Annotated in this window: 9 protein-coding genes and 1 pseudogene (1 of these 10 only partly in view); 5 read left to right on the top strand and 5 right to left on the bottom strand. The window is 38.8% G+C overall.

All coding sequences use genetic code 11. The annotated features are described in order from the left end of the window. Positions 1-74 precede the first annotated feature (74 nt). Both PCIT_RS15380 and PCIT_RS15375 read right to left on the bottom strand, forming a co-directional pair. Positions 75-527 (bottom strand): hypothetical protein, encoded by a 453-nt coding sequence (locus PCIT_RS15380; RefSeq protein ID WP_010365638.1) that lies wholly within the window; start codon positions 525-527, stop codon positions 75-77. 11 nt (positions 528-538) lie between these two features. Further along, positions 539-907 carry a hypothetical protein gene (locus tag PCIT_RS15375; protein ID WP_010365640.1) on the bottom strand — a complete coding sequence of 123 codons (369 nt, stop codon included), beginning with the start codon at positions 905-907 and terminating at the stop codon, positions 539-541. A 918-nt stretch (positions 908-1,825) separates the two neighbouring features. On the opposite strand from PCIT_RS15375, the gene PCIT_RS15370 reads away from it, so the two are divergent. Further along, the gene (locus tag PCIT_RS15370) at positions 1,826-2,353 is read left to right on the top strand and encodes a hypothetical protein (RefSeq protein WP_010365642.1); all 528 of its coding nucleotides are present in this window, start codon (positions 1,826-1,828) and stop codon (positions 2,351-2,353) included. A 56-nt stretch (positions 2,354-2,409) separates the two neighbouring features. On the opposite strand, the gene PCIT_RS15365 is transcribed toward PCIT_RS15370, so the two are convergent. After that, positions 2,410-2,916, bottom strand: coding sequence for a flagellar protein FlhE (locus tag PCIT_RS15365; RefSeq protein WP_010365644.1), 507 nt, complete (start codon positions 2,914-2,916; stop codon positions 2,410-2,412). A 666-nt stretch (positions 2,917-3,582) separates the two neighbouring features. Between PCIT_RS15365 and PCIT_RS15360 the strand changes: the two genes are divergently transcribed. Next, the gene (locus PCIT_RS15360; RefSeq protein WP_010365647.1) at positions 3,583-4,206 is read left to right on the top strand and encodes a hypothetical protein; all 624 of its coding nucleotides are present in this window, start codon (positions 3,583-3,585) and stop codon (positions 4,204-4,206) included. 19 nt (positions 4,207-4,225) lie between these two features. Here PCIT_RS15360 and PCIT_RS15355 read toward each other — a convergent pair whose 3' ends face one another. Further along, on the bottom strand, positions 4,226-4,702 hold the full coding sequence (locus tag PCIT_RS15355) for a hypothetical protein (RefSeq protein WP_010365649.1): 477 nt from the start codon (positions 4,700-4,702) through the stop codon (positions 4,226-4,228). Between the two features lie 93 nt (positions 4,703-4,795). Beyond that, a pseudogene (locus PCIT_RS15350) lies at positions 4,796-4,924 on the bottom strand (ISAs1-like element ISPsesp1 family transposase); the annotation flags it as partial. Between the two features lie 393 nt (positions 4,925-5,317). On the opposite strand from PCIT_RS15350, the gene cysE reads away from it, so the two are divergent. The 3 genes from cysE to PCIT_RS15335 form a co-directional block, all read left to right on the top strand. Beyond that, complete coding sequence (gene cysE / locus PCIT_RS23245) at positions 5,318-6,109, top strand: serine O-acetyltransferase (RefSeq protein WP_010365651.1); 792 nt, start codon at positions 5,318-5,320, stop codon at positions 6,107-6,109. 57 nt (positions 6,110-6,166) lie between these two features. Next, complete coding sequence (locus PCIT_RS15340) at positions 6,167-7,060, top strand: chlorinating enzyme (RefSeq protein ID WP_010365653.1); 894 nt, start codon at positions 6,167-6,169, stop codon at positions 7,058-7,060. Positions 7,061-7,165: 105 nt separating this feature from the next. Further along, positions 7,166-16,962, top strand: the 5' portion of a protein-coding gene (locus PCIT_RS15335; protein WP_010365655.1) for a non-ribosomal peptide synthetase. Its footprint extends 2,515 nt past the window's final position; only the first 9,797 of its 12,312 coding nucleotides appear in the window; it begins with the start codon at positions 7,166-7,168; its stop codon lies beyond the right edge, outside the window.

The raw sequence follows: 16,962 nt of genomic DNA, 5'->3' as shown, positions 1-16,962 counted from the left end.
AGGCAGCTCAGTGGCGGCCTTCTCATTTGAATAAAAAAGTGCTCAATTGAAAATTGGGTTTGTAAAAACTAAAATTAATATTTTCTACGGTTTATAGAAAAAGTAACTTTAGCTTCTCCAGTGTTAAGGTTAAAAGAATCCAATTTACCTGAACAAATAGCTTTATCTCTATATGATCCACCTTCATTCTCAGCAATTACTTTTTGAGGTAACATTTTTCCACTTCGATAATCTTTCATAATAACCAAACGAAAATGACAACGCGGAGCTACCGAACTATCACTAAATTTATATTCCAAATCTACTAGGCGAACTACATCAGGGTAATTACTATATACAGAAAATCGGTCAGCTGAATTAGCAGCGAGAGTTGCTTGAGGATCTGGTGAATATGTGGATGTTTGAACGTCTTTACTCGTTAATACGACGTCATAATTATTAGAGTCATTCTCAACATTAACTTTTATATTTGCTACTGCTGAAGAGCTTATAACTAAAGCTGAGGTGAACAATATCTTTTTTAACATAAATTAATCCTTTATATTTTGTTGTGATAATAACTTCCTGATTTATAAGAAGTCATAAAAGAGAGTACACCATTATCACTTTTTTTAACAGCTAAATTAGGTACAAATTTATTGTCTTTATCTAACTCCACGACTTGTCCTATCCGACCAGAATTTAATCCTAATTGCTTGCCTAGCTGTTCCATTTCCTGCTGCATTTTAGGAAGAATTTCTGTTTTTAACTGCTCAACTGCTTGGGCATATCGCTCTCTTTCTTCTGGAGTTTCAGCATTTTTAGCTCGTTGATCAAACTCAGCTATATCTTCTTTTGCTCCCTTAACATCACCAACCCTACCGTTATAACCAAAAAAAACATCCATAAGATTTTTAGATAACTGCATAAAACTTTTTCCTTGTAGAATTCAATTAGAGAGAAAAGTTTAGAATAAATAATGAATATTGAACAGTGTATATGCTCACTTCTTTAACATGAAATATGTTTAATTAGACTTATATACAATGAAAATATAACAGGAGATCAATAGTTGCAAGGATTAGCTTTGGGTACGTGCTAGACAGTCAAAGTTGGTCTTACCTAATTTTGACTGTCCCTACTTTGAATACTATTTATTTGCTTTTCTTTCCTGTAATACCCCGTATGAGAAAGAGGGCAAGTTTTACTGGCGTTTAAGTTTGGTTCTTTAAATTTTTAACATAGATAACAATATGAAAAATAAATAAATTCCCCTTTATTTCGCTCTAGGGGTATAAAGTGGGGTGTCACTACTTTCTCCCATGTTAATAGTGCAATTAAAACAAGTTCTTAAGCTCTATATGGGCGGCATGATGTAGTAAAAATCGGCCCAAATCGCTTTTTAGAAAAACCCTAACAGTTTGATGTTAGGGTTTTTTTATGTCTTAAATTTGCTAAAGCTTCATCATTTTAGGGGTATAAAGTGGGGGGAACGATTTAACGCCCATGTTACATTGAGGAACGGTTGCAGTAATTAGCTCTACATACTTTCCGCCAAGAGCAATTTAAAAAAGAACGAAACAAATTTATTTCGGATAGTAAAACCTTCTGCTATTGCGCCAAGGAACTTTATCCATGAACTGTTGCAGTTCATTTATTTTTTATTCAAAGAATGCTTTTACACAGTTGTAAATATTTGGTGCGTAAATTGCTAATAACTTGAGTGTGGCATGGCTTTGACACTAATTATTAGCAGCATTAAATATTCAAGTGGCAAAAGATTGCCTAAAACGGCAAATAGATTGAAAGATCTGCTAAGTCTACGGCAATGTAAGAGGGAATTTTTATGTATGTAAATAGTTATACAGCAACCAATTATGTAAATAGATCAAATAACATAACAGTGGGTTCGACTGAAAGAACGTCAAATTCGCCAGTACACAATAGTGGCACTTCACCAGAAATAGATAACCGAGAAAGTTACGTAAAATATATAAATTCAGCTAGCGAGGAACAGCTGGCAGGATCTATTGATGCAATTAAAAAATATGGACCTCCAATAGCGATGTTTAGAATGAGCGATATTGTAAATGCAGCCAACCAAGACGAAGTGCATGGTCGTATTGGTAGGGCGATTGATCACTTTGATGTAGAAGCACAGCAATATCACACACAGGAACTCGCAATTATTAATGAAGGTGAGCAAGCAGGAAAGTCTTCAAAGGAAATTTTACAAGAGATTGTTGCGTTGCGCGATCAACAATCAGAGTTATTCAAGATGGGTACTAATTGGGGAAGCAAAGGGCTTGCTCACCCTGACAATTACGAGAAGTTGGTTGCAGCAACTCCAAATTACGTTAATCTTTATGCGTAGCTGGAATAATAAAAGTGCAGTTTAATTGCTAAATAGACTACACATAGAATTTTAACTTATTGATAAGTAATAGCTACTGAGCCAGTTTGTCCATACATAGTTGGGCTTACATTTCCACTTCCTGGCATATAGAATAAGTATTGCCAAGATGTTGAGGCCGATACATTAGCTCCTTCTAGGTTTGCTCCTGCACCAAAGTTGCCACTAACATCAATACATCTGCCTTGTGCCGTTTCACACAAATAGGTAATAAGACCTGAGTTATAATTAAATATATTCCATTGCCATGTGATGTTTGTAACTTTTGATGTTGAAGGGGTATTCGCAGATGGAGACATAATAGGGCCGCGGTAAACTTGACCCGCATTTCTAATTGTTGGGTTGGTTATTACATCTGTCCAAGCGCCTGATGCTACAAATGCTTCTATACCACCTTCTGATTTTAGAGGTAATGGCTTATTCAACTCAAGAAGTGTTACATCATTGATGTTGAAAGTCTCCTCGTTTGCGAAAACTGAAGTAGAAGCTAAAGTAAGAGCAAGTAAAATTATATTTTTTTTCATTCTATCAATCCTTAATATTTAAATTGTTAACTCACTACAATGCTTGTGGGCCTTGAAAATATGCCAGCAGTAAAAATAATATGCAACAAGTTTATATATTTGTTTTTTAATTGATTTATTTGTGATTTATTTGTGATTTTTTTGAATTTATTTTATTGTGCTCGACCGAAGGTAGTGAAAACTATCTTAAAGCACGGTTCTACCATTAAGTTTGGCTATTTAGATTTTTAATATTGAAAACTGGATGAAAAATCAATAAATTTATCCTTTATTTCACCCTAGGGGTATATAGTGGGGTATCACCACTTTTTCCCATGTAAATAGTTTAATAGATACAAAGGTTTAAGCTCTAGGTGGGCGGCATGATGTAGTAAAAACCGGCCCAAATCGCTTTTTAGAAAAACCCTAACAGTTTAATGTTAGGGTTTTTTTGTGTCTGAAATTTGCTAAAGCTTCATCATTTTAGGGGTATCAAGTGGGGTGTCGATTTAACGCCCATGTGTTGTAAAAAATGTGTTTTTGCTGTTTCACACAAATAGGCTCATAACCGGTAACATGCTTAGATGGGCTAACAAGCCGATGTATAACAGCCATAGAATCCAACACAATAGGCTAAAGTAAAATAGAAATACTGCCGATACTAGGGCAGTACAAAAAGGAGCTTTTATGACTATTAATTTTAATATCCACTCGGCGTCAACAACGAATACGCCAACATCAACACAACCGCTTGCTGCGCCCGTAAAAACGGAGTCAGAGCCTAATCAGGCTAAAGTTACCAAAGAGAAACAAGTATCTGACGAGCCTGTTTCTATTGCTGCATTTTCAGGTGATGCGCCGAGCAGTTCACCATACAATGCCCTACTTAATCCTGAAGGCTTTGATTTTGAGAACATGTCTATCAATGAATTTAAAGGTATTGTTGACGCAATTCGAACGTTGGAGTCTGATATAGCACGGTCGAGTGGGTATACAGGAAGCTTACGTGACACTTTTTGGTCTGATGTAATGGGGGTGAAAGGTTCTTTAAATGGCGTTAATTTTGAGGAAAAAGGTTTCAAGCCCGACGAAAAAATAAATATTATCGACTTCTTTGTAGATCATGTAGAAGGCGCGGCACAGATGGAAAAAGAGAACTACCGCTCATTTCATGGTATGTTGGGAAATGCTCAAAAGAAGCAGCAAACAGTGGCTAAAATCACTTCAGAATCTTTTCTCCAAGAGTATCAAGAGAAAGTGATCAATTTCCTAAAAAGCCAAGAAACTAAACTTGTTGATACGCAGGCTTAATTAGCCTGCGTGATATAAATTAATTCTCGCGGTATTCGTAACGCACACCGCCACGTGTACTTGTACCGCCGCCATTGTTTACCAGAGTTAATTGATAGCTGCCACGAGGAAGGTATCTCCCAATATGGGTACCTCGGTCAATTTCTCTGTCATCACGGTATAAAATTAACTCCATATCATGGCCATCATAGTTTCTTTCTATTGTAAAAAAGTAAGAATTACAGGTACCGCCAAAGCTTGAAAAATGGGTAAGAGTAATTCCTTGGTCTACTTTAGCACTTGCATACTTTGTATATTTATAGGTCTCGCAGCGTCCCCATTCAGCATTTAATTCAGCGGCTCTTTGATTTACGTCTAGTTCGCCACTTTCAGAACGGTCTAGCAGCTCAGCCATAGTAATACCTTCAGCTTTAGCGACCGCTTCAGCTCTTTGAACTAATCCACCTTCGAGTTGAGCATAAGAAATAGCAGAAGTGCTCACCAATGTCGCTAACATAAGTGATTTTGTTACTTGACTCTTGAAAGCCTTTTTTCAGAATCAAACACGGAGAAAGTTTTAATTTATTTACGTTTCTATTTCAATATCTTACCAACCTTCATAGTCTGAGGTTATGGCGCTTATTCTCAGAAACATGATATCAACCAAATTATGATGCTGATTAATCGTTGAACGGTTTTCTTTGACTAGCTCGAGATGGGAAAATAAAGATGTTGCGATAGGTAAATAGGAAAAAATGATGCTATTAGATCATCAATTCACCTTGTTTATAAAGCGTGATCCTGTCCTAGGTTTTCATATAGTAAAAGGCAATAATTAATAACTTATATTTGTAAATGCCACAATGTAAATGTTGTTTTAAGGTGTTTATTTGAAGTTATTATAAAAAATATAAATTATATATTTTTTATCAGGTTTTTAAGTTTTTCTAGAGTAAGTTTCTATTTGTTTTTATTAATTGCTTTTTTTTGAATGGTTAGCTTTTATCATTGTTCTGCTTTTTGCTTTATGAAATTTATAAATTTTTTGTAAAATTACATGGTAATTTTATTTACTTATATGTGGTGTTGAGTTAGATTTGTCCTTCTTTAGGGGCGGGGTTAAATTTATATCATGGAAGAATCTGTTGTGGAGCAGCTGTTTGTATGGGAAGAAATAAATAAAACTATTTCTATTTTAAAGGTGGAGGAGCCGATTTTATATGATTATATATTGGGTTTTTTAATTTTGCCTGGTGATTTTAAGTCTGGTTTATCATCGGTTTTGAATTATTATTTGTTTTCCTCGGTTGAAAGTGAGTTTAATTTGTTTTATGAAATTATTTATAAAGCTATAGATTCATGTCCAGATATATGCCGTTCTGCCATTGCTGATTTATTGGCTTTTTGTGATAGAGATCCAGCTTCCTTAAGCATGTTACAAACTTTTATTTTCGCAAAAGGCTATATTGCTATTCAAGCATATAGAGTTGCACATGCATTATGGTGTAGCGGTAATAAATATTCAGCGCAAATGATTCAATTAAAGATGTCTAATATATTCTCTGTCGACATTCATCCTGCCGCTCGTTTAGGTAAAGGTCTATTTTTTGATCATGCTACAGGCGTGGTTATCGGGGAAACGGCGGTTGTTGAAGACAATGTTTCTATCCTCCACGAAGTGACATTGGGTGGAACAGGTAAACAGAAGGGTGCTCGTCATCCAACTATCCGAGAGGGCGCGCTACTTTGTTCTGGAGCAAAAATACTCGGAAATATAGAAGTAGGAAAGGGTTCGAAGGTTGGGGCTGGTAGTGTTGTGCTTAAGGATGTCCCTCCTAGCTCAACTGTTGTTGGGATACCAGCGAAAGTGGTCGGTGCACTCAAGTTTAACCCTGCCTTTGAAATGGATCAGCATTTAATTTAATTGGTTCCGTATTTATTTTAATCGAATATCAAATTTATATTAACAAGGAAATGTGTTTTGTCAGATTATTCATTAACGCAAGAAGAAATTGATTTTTTTCATGAAAATGGTTATGTGAAGCCTTTTAAAGTGTATGAAGTCGAAGAGGCGGAAGAAATGTGGGATGAGATATTTTTAAAATTAATCTCTGAAGAAAGTAAGGTATATAGCCCTAATAAATATCATTATGATAGGCATCTAGATATTGATCTTTTAACTGACCATGCGACTAATCCAAAAATAATCGATAGGCTAGCCAGTTTAATGGGTCATGATATGTTTTTGTGGCGAACAGAAGTATTTTCTAAGTCTCCAGGAGATAAGGGAACGGAGTGGCATCAAGTAGAAAGTTTTGCTTATGCAAATAATAAAGTTCCGCAACTGATTCAAAACGAAAAATCAGATTGGGGTATTGTATTAACAGTTTGGACTGCATGGACTGAAAGTACCAAAGAAAATGGTTGTCTTAAATTTCAACCTGGCTCTCATAAAATAATGTACTTTGATGAGCAGAAAGTATTTGAGAAAAAGTTCGATTATGACAGTACAGGGTTTTATGGTTATACATTTGCCGATCTAAAACGTGATAAAGATTGGGAACCAAAAGAAGAAGATGCTGTGTATATGGAAATGAAACCCGGGGAAGCTGTTATTTTTACGACCCGTTGCATACATGGTTCTGTCCCTAATGCAAGTAGTGATTCAAGGCGCTATAGCACGAACGCGAGATATGTTAAATCTAGTACGCAGATTTTTCCAGGTATGGATTTTGTAACTGACCATGGTGAGAATTATAACCTGGAAAAATATGCTTCAGTTCTTGTGTCTGGTGAAGATAAATTTGGTCACAATAAGACTGTGACTAAAAATTTAAATGGTTACGACTTTAAACACAGAGCTAAAAATAAATAGATAAAAACATAGGTTTAATATAAATGCCAACTCATTTAATTAGTTGGCATTTTTTTTCTCGAGTAAATTACTTTGCTTTTACGGCTAAGTCTATAAAGGAATGATATGACTAATTCAAATTTGTCCACTGGTTATGAGCCTAACCGTGATGATGATTTATTAATTACAAGTTCAACGCTACATGAAGCGGTATTAATAAGAAAGAACTTGAATGCAGTTGCTGTATCCGATGTTGCGCTTGGTAAAGATTATACTTACGGTGAAATTCATTCCCAAGTGTTGAGTGTTGCCTATAACTTAATCGAAGATTCGAAATTGAGCAACATCTCAAAAGACGCGAAGTTGGTTGCCGTATTAAGCGAGAAAGGTGTTAACCAAGCAATTGCGACACTGGCAATTATGAAAACGGGCAAAGCTTACTTACCTTTAAATGTCGATTGGCCAACGGATAGACTAAAAAGCGTATTACAAGAGGGACAAGTTGCGACAGTATTGGTTTCTCGAAAAGTATATGAGCAAGAAGGGTTTAAAGAGTCATTTGTAAACGATTACCGATTATTGGTGATTGAAGATTTAGCCACTGATGTACAAGAGGGGATGCATCTAAAATATACAGCGTGGCCAGAGGTGGCAGGAGATGATGTTGCGTATGTTATTTATACCTCAGGATCAACTGGTAAGCCTAAGGGAGTGACAATCAGTCATCAAGGTGCGCTAAACACGATAATAGCCGTAAATAAGCAGTATACAGTGAATGAAAATGACTCTGTATTAGCATTATCAGAATTGAGTTTCGACTTATCTGTGTATGATATTTTTGGTTTGTTAATTGTAGGTGGACGAGTTGTTTTTCCTGATCAAGAAAGAACTAAAGAATCAGAACACTGGCGTGCAGTAGTCGAAGAATATCAAATCAGTATTTGGAATACGGTTCCTCAATTAAGCAAGTTATTACACGAGGAATATGAATTCAATGACCTGAAAAATAATACGTTGCGTTTATTTTTGTTAAGCGGCGATAAACTCCCCTTAAGTTTACCTACTCAAATCGCAAGCACTTTTTTATCTGCTATTGTGGTTAGTTTGGGCGGTGCGACAGAAGGCAGTATTTGGTCTATATGGTTTGAAATAACCATTATCGACCCGACTTGGGAGGCTATACCTTACGGATACGCGATGCCAAATCAAAGCATGCACGTTTTAGATGAAACTGGTCAGGCGGCCAATGTTGGTGAAGTTGGCGAAATTTGTATTGGTGGTGAAGGGGTTGCGCTTAACTATTGGCAAGATCCACAGCGTACTGCTGAAAGTTTTTCTACTCACTCACAACTTGGCAGAATATATCTAACTGGCGACTTAGGGATCATGAACTCTGCTGGGTACATTGAGTTTGTGGGCCGTAAGGACCGTCAGTTAAAGGTCCGCGGTTACCGTGTTGAATTAGGTGAAATTGAAGCAAAACTTGCTATGTGTTCTCTCGTCAGTGCGTGTGCAGTGACAACCTTAGACTCTTTAACCAACTACAAAGGTAATTATGACGGCAAAACGCTGATTGCGTATTACGTCAGTTCGACGTCTTCAGCGACAGAGCAAGACGACATTAAGGCTTATTTAATAACGCAACTGCAAGACTATATGGTCCCGGAGTTTTATGTTGCGACGGATGCGTTGCCACTATCAGCAAATGGTAAGTTAGATTATAAATCTCTCCCTGTACCAACATTCTCACACAGCCAAGTTACGGAAAAACCAAAAACAGAATTAGAAGAACACGTTGCGGCAATTTGGTCACAGGTTCTGGGGATCCCTGAGCAAGATATTAATATGACAGCGGAATTTACTCAGCTTGGAGGCGATAGCATAGATGCGATTCGTTTATCGAGTCGTATAAGGCAAGCATTTCAGTGTAATTTAACTGTAGCTGAAGTGTTTGCATGCAACACCTTACAAAAAATTGCAGAGCAAGTGCAGCTCAACAAACTTGGCAAAGCGACTTTAATTCAAAGAGAAGAAGGTCGCTTAAATGGTGAATTTGCACTACTGCCAATTCAGCAGTGGTTTTTTGACAAGCAATTCGCTTTTCCAGAACAATGGAGCCAATTGTTTTTTATCAAAACACCTCAGCTTGATCTAGAAAAACTAAACTTAGCAGTCAATGAATTGCTAACTTATCATGACGCATTTTCACTTTGTTTCAGGCAAAAAGAAGCAGGTGAATGGGCGCAATGTTACGATCCGACTGCGCATTCAACACTCGATATTAAGCAACATCAGGTAGCCAGTACAGAAGAATATATTGACCAATGCCGTGACGAACAGTGTAATTTTGACTTACAACATGGACCGTTGTTTAGTGTTAGTTATCTTACTGGATTTGCTGACGGCAGTGCCAGAGTGGCCTTTTTGGTCCATCATTTAGTTGTTGATACGGTGAGTTGGCGTTTGCTTACGGAAGATTTACAACAATTCTACGACGGCAATACATTAGCTCAGAAAGGATCTAGTTATCGTCAGTGGATCTCGGCAGTTAACCAATATGCGGTACAGAACCAATCGCATAAAATGTACTGGCAACAGGAGCTTACTGATTTTAATGAGCCTTTTTCAGACGTTAAAGAGCGATCTCTACAAGCTTATACTGCCAGTTTTAGCGTTTCTGCGCTTGATACCACCGTGCTTTTAAAAGAAGCAAACACCATCTATAACACAGAAATCAATGATCTCTTACTTAGCGCACTTGCTCATACACTTGCGGACCAATTTGGTAACGTAAACACGGCAATTATGCTCGAAGGCCACGGTCGTGAAGAGCTTGATCACAGTATTGATATTAGTCGTACGATGGGTTGGTTTACTTCGTTATATCCACTCAAACTGAGTGCTCATGAAAAGCTATCCTCGACGATAAAGCACACGAAAGAACTACTGCGGAAAATTCCAGATAAAGGCGTCGGTTTTGGAGCTTTACATGGCTATGCACATCAATTACCGTCAATCTGTTTTAATTACTTAGGTCAATTATCAAAACATAGCACAACGTTTTTACAAGACAGTGACTGGCACTTAACCGATGAAAACGTGGTATTGCTTAGCAATTCAAATAACGACGACGGTTACCATCTGGTTATCACAGGATCAGTTGTCGACGGAATTATGTGTTTTACAGTTGAAAGTTATGTCGATCAGTTACTGGCGTCACAGGTTGCCGCAAATATTGAACAATATTTACAAGAGATCTGCCATTTTGCAAAAGCGCAATCACGAAGCTATTTAACGGTTCATGATGTTGACAGTGTTGTCTCAGAACAGTATTTAGATGAACTGCAGCAGGATAATGAAATAACGGGTGTTTATTTAGCAAATAGCCTTCAACAAGGTTTTATTTATCATGCTCTTTCTCAAGGTGATACAGATACCGCTTACCAAGTTCAAACATTTTGGGACTACCACTGCGAGATAGATCCGCAGCAACTAAAGCAAGCATGGTTAGCGGTGCAAACCGTGTATGCATCTTTGCGGACTAGATTTGTGTGGCAAGAACAGTTGTTGCAAGTTGTTGATAAGACTTCTTCATTAAGCTGGGTACATTTAGACATTAAAGATTTGCCGGCGGTGCAACAGGACGCTTATTTATCTGATCTATTGGACGATGATAGACAGCAACGCTTTAACTTGGCAGAGTCAGGTTTGTTCAGGGTCTACTTAGTATCTTTGAGTGAAACTTCTCACAGGCTACTGTTTAGCTGCCACCATGCCATCATAGATGGATGGAGCAGTTTGTTGTTGATGAACAAAGTACATGAGCTGTATTTAGATCTTATGGCTGGCAATGAAATCAAGGTTAGAGAAGACTTTAGCTATCAACAAGCCCAATCTTTCATACAGTATAACAGCGAACCAAACCAGCAATATTGGGATCGTCATCTGGCAGAGATTCCGCTACAAAATAGATTGAGCGACTTAGTTAGCGTTGAACACAAAGAAGTTCAAGACCTCAAGGCCTATAAATATGTTTCGCAACCAGCTATTGAACATCACACCTATGATGCGCAAGCATGTGCGAACATTAGGACATTCTGTATAGAGCATGGCATTACCATAAATGCACTATTTGAATTTTTATGTCACCAAATCATCAATATCTATTCGTTTGAACAAAAAACAGTCACAGGTGCAACTATTTCAGGTCGTGATTTACCTATTAGCGGTATTGAAGATTCCGTCGGTTTATTGATCAACACCTTACCGCTTGTTGTTGACCATCAACAAATTCAAAATATGAGTGTTAAAGACGCGCTGCAGCAATTACAGCAACAGATTAACTATCTCAATAGTAATAGTTCAACCTATTTGGCTAGCTTGCAAAAAGAAGGGCGACGGATTTTTGATATTCTATTTGTGCATAATAATTTTTCTTCGCTAAACAATGAAGCGCAATTTAGTCAGTTGAAAATTGGCAACCTTACCACGATTGAAAAACTAGATTATCCGTTGGCGATGATAGTCGAAGAATATCAATCAGAAGTTCAAGTAGCTCTAAGATATGCAGGAGAGTTGTTTGATGCGTCTTTAATGACAGGATTCTTCACTGTTATGGACAAAATATTGTCTCAATTGATTCAATCGCCATCACTATTGGTGAGGGAAATTGCTTATGTCACACCTGAATCATGTGAAGTTAAAAAAAGTTCATCTACCTATTCGATAGTTGACATCTTTGAACAATGTGCACAGAACAAGCCTCAGCACATCGCACTGCAATTAGAAAGTCAGTCGTTAAGTTATGAAGCTTTAAATAATAGAGCAAACCAGTTAGCGCGATACCTTCAAGCGAGGTACTCTCCTGCGCCTGAAACTATAGTGCCAATCTGTTTACACGACCCAATAGAAGAAATCATCGCTATCTTAGCAGTGCTTAAACTCGGTTGCGCCTATGTACCTATGGGTTTTGAGAGTAACGGTAGCCAGATCGGGTTCACATTGAAAGATGTTTCAGCGTCATGGGTCATTTGTCAAAGTACACGTGCGGAACAGTATCTGCCGTATTTATCTGCTGAACAGTTAGTTTGTTACGATTTGTTGAGTAAAACTGAAGAGCTAAAAAAGGGTACGCAAGCTAATTTAGGGGTCAAAATCAAAGACAGCAGTCTATGTTGTGTCATGTACACATCTGGAAGTACAGGTACGCCGAAAGGGGTACTTATCCAACATAGTGGTGTTGTGTCTCTGACGCGAGATGCAGACTATATCAATATTCAAGCAGATGACGTGTTTGTGTATTTGGCTGATCGCCGTTTCGACGCCTCATTATTTGAGATCTGGGGCGCATTACTGAATGCTTGCAAATTAGTATTGGTTGCTGATCGTTTAGAACTCTTTAGTAATGTCAATAAGTTACATAAACTAATTACCACTCAACAAATTTCAGTTGTGTGGTTAACTAAGTCTTTGTTTGATGAGCTGCTCCATCAGGATGCGACACTGTTCAAATCATTACATTACCTGTTGGTTGGTGGTGAGGCTCTAAATCGTACTTTACTAGAAAAGTTACTAAGGTCAGATTTTGCACCACAACATTTACTAAATGGTTACGGGCCTACTGAAAACACTACATTCAGTACGGTGTGCGAATTGACTTTAGATAAATTGAACCAATACCGAGCCGTACCAATAGGAAAGTCGCTATCTCACCGTCATGCAATAGTGATGTCTCACACCGGACAGACTTTACCTATTGGTGCAATTGGTGAGTTGTATGTTGGCGGAACGGGACTTTCAAGGGGATACCTCAATAATGAATCACTCACTGCTGCAAAGTTTGTCAAAGGCAATCGAGGCGAGCGTTTATACAAAACGGGAGACCTCGTTACCCGCTCACCTCAAGGCGAGATAGTATTTGTTGGGCGTGCTGATAGCCAGATTAAACTGAGGGGTTATCGAATCGAACTGGGAGAAGTAGAGCATGCGTTAATGGCATTTAATGGCATTGAGCAAGCTGTCGCAGCAATCAAACAAAACAGCAATGGTCACAAGCAATTAGTTGGTTATTACTCGTCTGAAAAAGATATTAATCAAAGCGAGTTACTCACGTTCATTACAGAGCGCTGTCCAGATTATATGGTTCCGACTTTCTTGGTGGCAATGGATGCTATGCCACATACCAGCAGTGGAAAAGTCGACCGTAATAAGCTACCGGATCCATTTGAAGTCGTGATAGAACAAACTCACCAAACCGCTTTGTCTGAGACACAAAGAAAATTGGTGGACATATGGAGCAAGGTACTAGGCATTGATAGCCAAACGTTGCATTCAAGCTCCGATTTCTTTGCAATTGGTGGTGACAGTATCCTATGTTTGCAAATGATTGGACAGGTTAATAAAGAGTTTAAGAGCAAAGTTGCGGTAAGTCGTGTTTTCAAAAATAAAACGTTAGCTGCGCTGGCAAATTTCATAGACAATCAAGTACCAGATAGTTATACAAAAATGCGAGCAATCTGGGCCGATGTGCTTGGCATGAACGCTGCGGATATTGCCTATGATAGTGATTTCTTCAGCATTGGTGGGGATAGTATTCTATGCCTACAGATGATCAATAAAGTTAATAAGGAACTGCAACAGAATATTCCTTTACGTATAGTATTTAAGCATAAAACCATCGCGTTGCTATGTAATTATGTAGAAAAAGCAGAGCAATCTAAGCTTGAAACGCCAACTCAACAACCTGATAGTAAACTTGCTGAGCCTTTACCTTTACTGCCAATACAACAGTGGTTTTTTGACCTCAATGTTAAGCGTGAAGCGCATTTTAACCAATCCTTCTTGATTCACACCCCGAATCTAGATGTTGAGTTATTGGAAAAGTGTTTTGAAGCGCTGGTATCTCAACATCGCATTTTTAGCGTCGGTTATCAGCGTACAACTAACAACATCATAGAGCAGCGCTATCTGCAAGCACCGCGGAGACCAAACATAGAGCTAATAGATGTATCGACCCTCAGCGCCGAAACACTACAAGACAAATTAACTGCATTACAGAGTAACTTTGATATTGCTCAAGGGCCGCTATTTAATGTTGCTTACTTGGATGGTTATGATGATGGCTCTGCGCGGATATTCATGGCGTTTCACCACTTAATCGTTGATGCGGTAAGTTGGCGCATTATTTTGGCTGATTTTGAGACATTGTACAGTGGGGAATCATTGGCTCCAGCAAGTTCAACATTTGCTAATTGGACGTCGGCTGTTATTAACTATGGAAAAGAACATCAGCAAGAAAAAGCGTTCTGGCAAACGATGACAGCGGATATCAATCGCGATATCTTTAAAGACCAGTTGCTAGAAAACAATAAAGTGCATAGGGTTAGTTTCTCGCTTGAGCGCGACCTCACCAGCGAGCTATTACAAAATACCAATCAAGCATTCAACACCAATATCAATGACATATTGTTGTCGGCTTTAGGCTTAGCACTTAAAGATGTTACACAGCACAACGTTCATCATTTAGTGCTCGAAGGACACGGAAGAGAGCAGGTAAATGATAATGTTGATGTAAGCAGAACGGTTGGGTGGTTTACTACTTTAAGCCCAATCCGTATTGCAGTAGCCGAGCAGCTATCAGACACAATTAAAGCGACCAAAGAAACCTTACACCGAGTACCAAATAAAGGGCTGGGTTATGGTGCGCTATTTGGCTACGCGCCTGATGAGATGCCATCGATCAGTTTCAACTATTTAGGTCAATTTAATGAGGCTGCCAACAATGGTTGGTACTTAGCAGATGAGCCTGCCGGAACCAATTACCATCAGGATAATATCAATCACAATATTATCGATATCAATTGTTATGTGAAAGGTGGGCAGTTCGTCGTAGATACTGATTCGAAACTCCAGCTTGATACAGCGCAGGGTTTGCAGGATGCGTTTGCGCGCCATCTTAAGGAAGTTATCCGACTTTGCGTTGCGCAGCAAATCACAGAGTATACCCCTAGTGATTTTATGAGTATTCGAAGTTCATCGGATATAGATTTACTACCAACAATTCGTGAAGGGGCCCCGCATAGCTGGTTCGAAATGACCGAAATTCAGAAAGCGTACTTATTGGGGCGCTTAGGAAGTTTTGAAATCGGTAATATCTCTAACCATATTTACTATGAACATGTGTTTGAACAACTTGACGTTGAAGAACTACAGAAGGCACTTAGACGCTTAATTGAAACTGAGCCTGTACTGAGAACCATTTATTCATTTGAATTGATGAAGCAACGCATGTTGTCGATGCAAGAGTTTGGTGAGTATCAACTTGCGGTAAACGATCATCATGATGTGGAATCCCAAGGGTCTGAGTTACACAGCATTCGAGCTAGATTATCTCACCAGGTTTATGATCCTGAAGTTGCGCCTCTATTTACGTTTGAAGTGAGTATATTTAAGGATGTGTCATACTTACATCTCAGCATGGATCTCATTTTGCTTGATGCAGAAAGTCGTCGCCGCTTGTTGGGCAAATTGGATATGCTTTATCGCGAACCACATGCGCCGCTACCTGAAAAAGTGACTAGCTTTAAGCGCTATCAAGGGGCTTATCAAGCATTGAGGCAATCACCTTGGTACGAAAGTGATAAACAATACTGGCAAGAGAAGCTCACTACGATGCCGTTACGTCCAGAGTTGCCATTAAAGGTCAACCCTAACGAGGTATCTCAACCGGTATTTGCTGATCATACCTTATACGTAGAACCTGAAACATGGCAAAAGTTTAAGCAAAAAGCGCAGCTACACGATGTATCGCCTTCTGCTGCGTTGCTAAGTTTGTACGGGGAAGTGATTGGTTTCCACGCAGGGTCATCTGAGTTCATTATGACCATGACAGTCTTTAACCGTTACCCCTTATTCGATGATGTTGAACAAATTATGGGGGACTTCACGTCAACGAACTTATTCCACTTTAGTTCACGTACCAAAGGGTTAGTCGAAACCATTAAACGTACCCATAATGTCATGTGGGATAACATTGCACATTCTTTATATACCGGTTTAGAAGTACAGCGTGATCTAGTGCAGTTGAGAGACTTGGACATTTACAAGGCAACTTCTCCCATTGTATTTACTGGTGTACTGGGCAATAAGAATGAAAAGCACGACACGCGTAAATTCCTTGATGATTCTGAATTAAAAGCCCGCCGCTTGTGGATGGGACAAACCTCACAAGCGTGGATAGACTTGCAAGCCATTGAAGTTGGCGACAGGTTTATGAGCAAATGGTTGTACGTAGATCAGCTTTTTGACCAGGATTATATCGATACCTTAAATCGCAGTTACTGTGCAATTATTGAGTATCTGGCTGACAATGACTGGTGTGAGGAAATCACAGATCTATTACGGGTGTCGAAACAGCAACAAGCTGTGCTGGAGCAAACAAATTATCAGCCTAAAGAGACATCGAACCGCCTACTATGTGACCTTATTCCGGCCTCAGACGAAGTTGCTGTGATTGAAGGTGACGGTACCGCGTTTACCTATCGTGAGTTGCATACATCTACGCATAACCTTACGCATCTGATCGCTCACCGTAAGCCTTGTTCTGTACACAGTGGTGAATTGATGGCTGTCTGGTGCGAAAAAGGCATGACGCAAGTCATCTCTACATTAGCGATTATGAAGTCTGGCCATGCTTATCTCCCGCTCAATGTAAGTTGGCCCATTGCGCGAATGCTAACCGTGTTAGAAGAAGGGAATGTCACGCACATTTTAATGTCGCGCGCTCAGTATGAACTTCACCGGCATTTAAAGGCTTTGCAGACGTATCAAATTTTGGTGGTTGAAGATCTTTTAGATGAAATTAAACAAGATCAGAGTTTTATCGAAGCAATAAGTGACAACGTTCTGCCTGAAATCACAGCAAA

Source organism: Pseudoalteromonas citrea, from assembly GCF_000238375.3.
Lineage (GTDB): Bacteria > Pseudomonadota > Gammaproteobacteria > Enterobacterales > Alteromonadaceae > Pseudoalteromonas > Pseudoalteromonas citrea.
The sequence above is the reverse complement of the archived record's forward strand: the minus strand, read 5'-3'. Positions and strand labels throughout refer to the sequence as shown.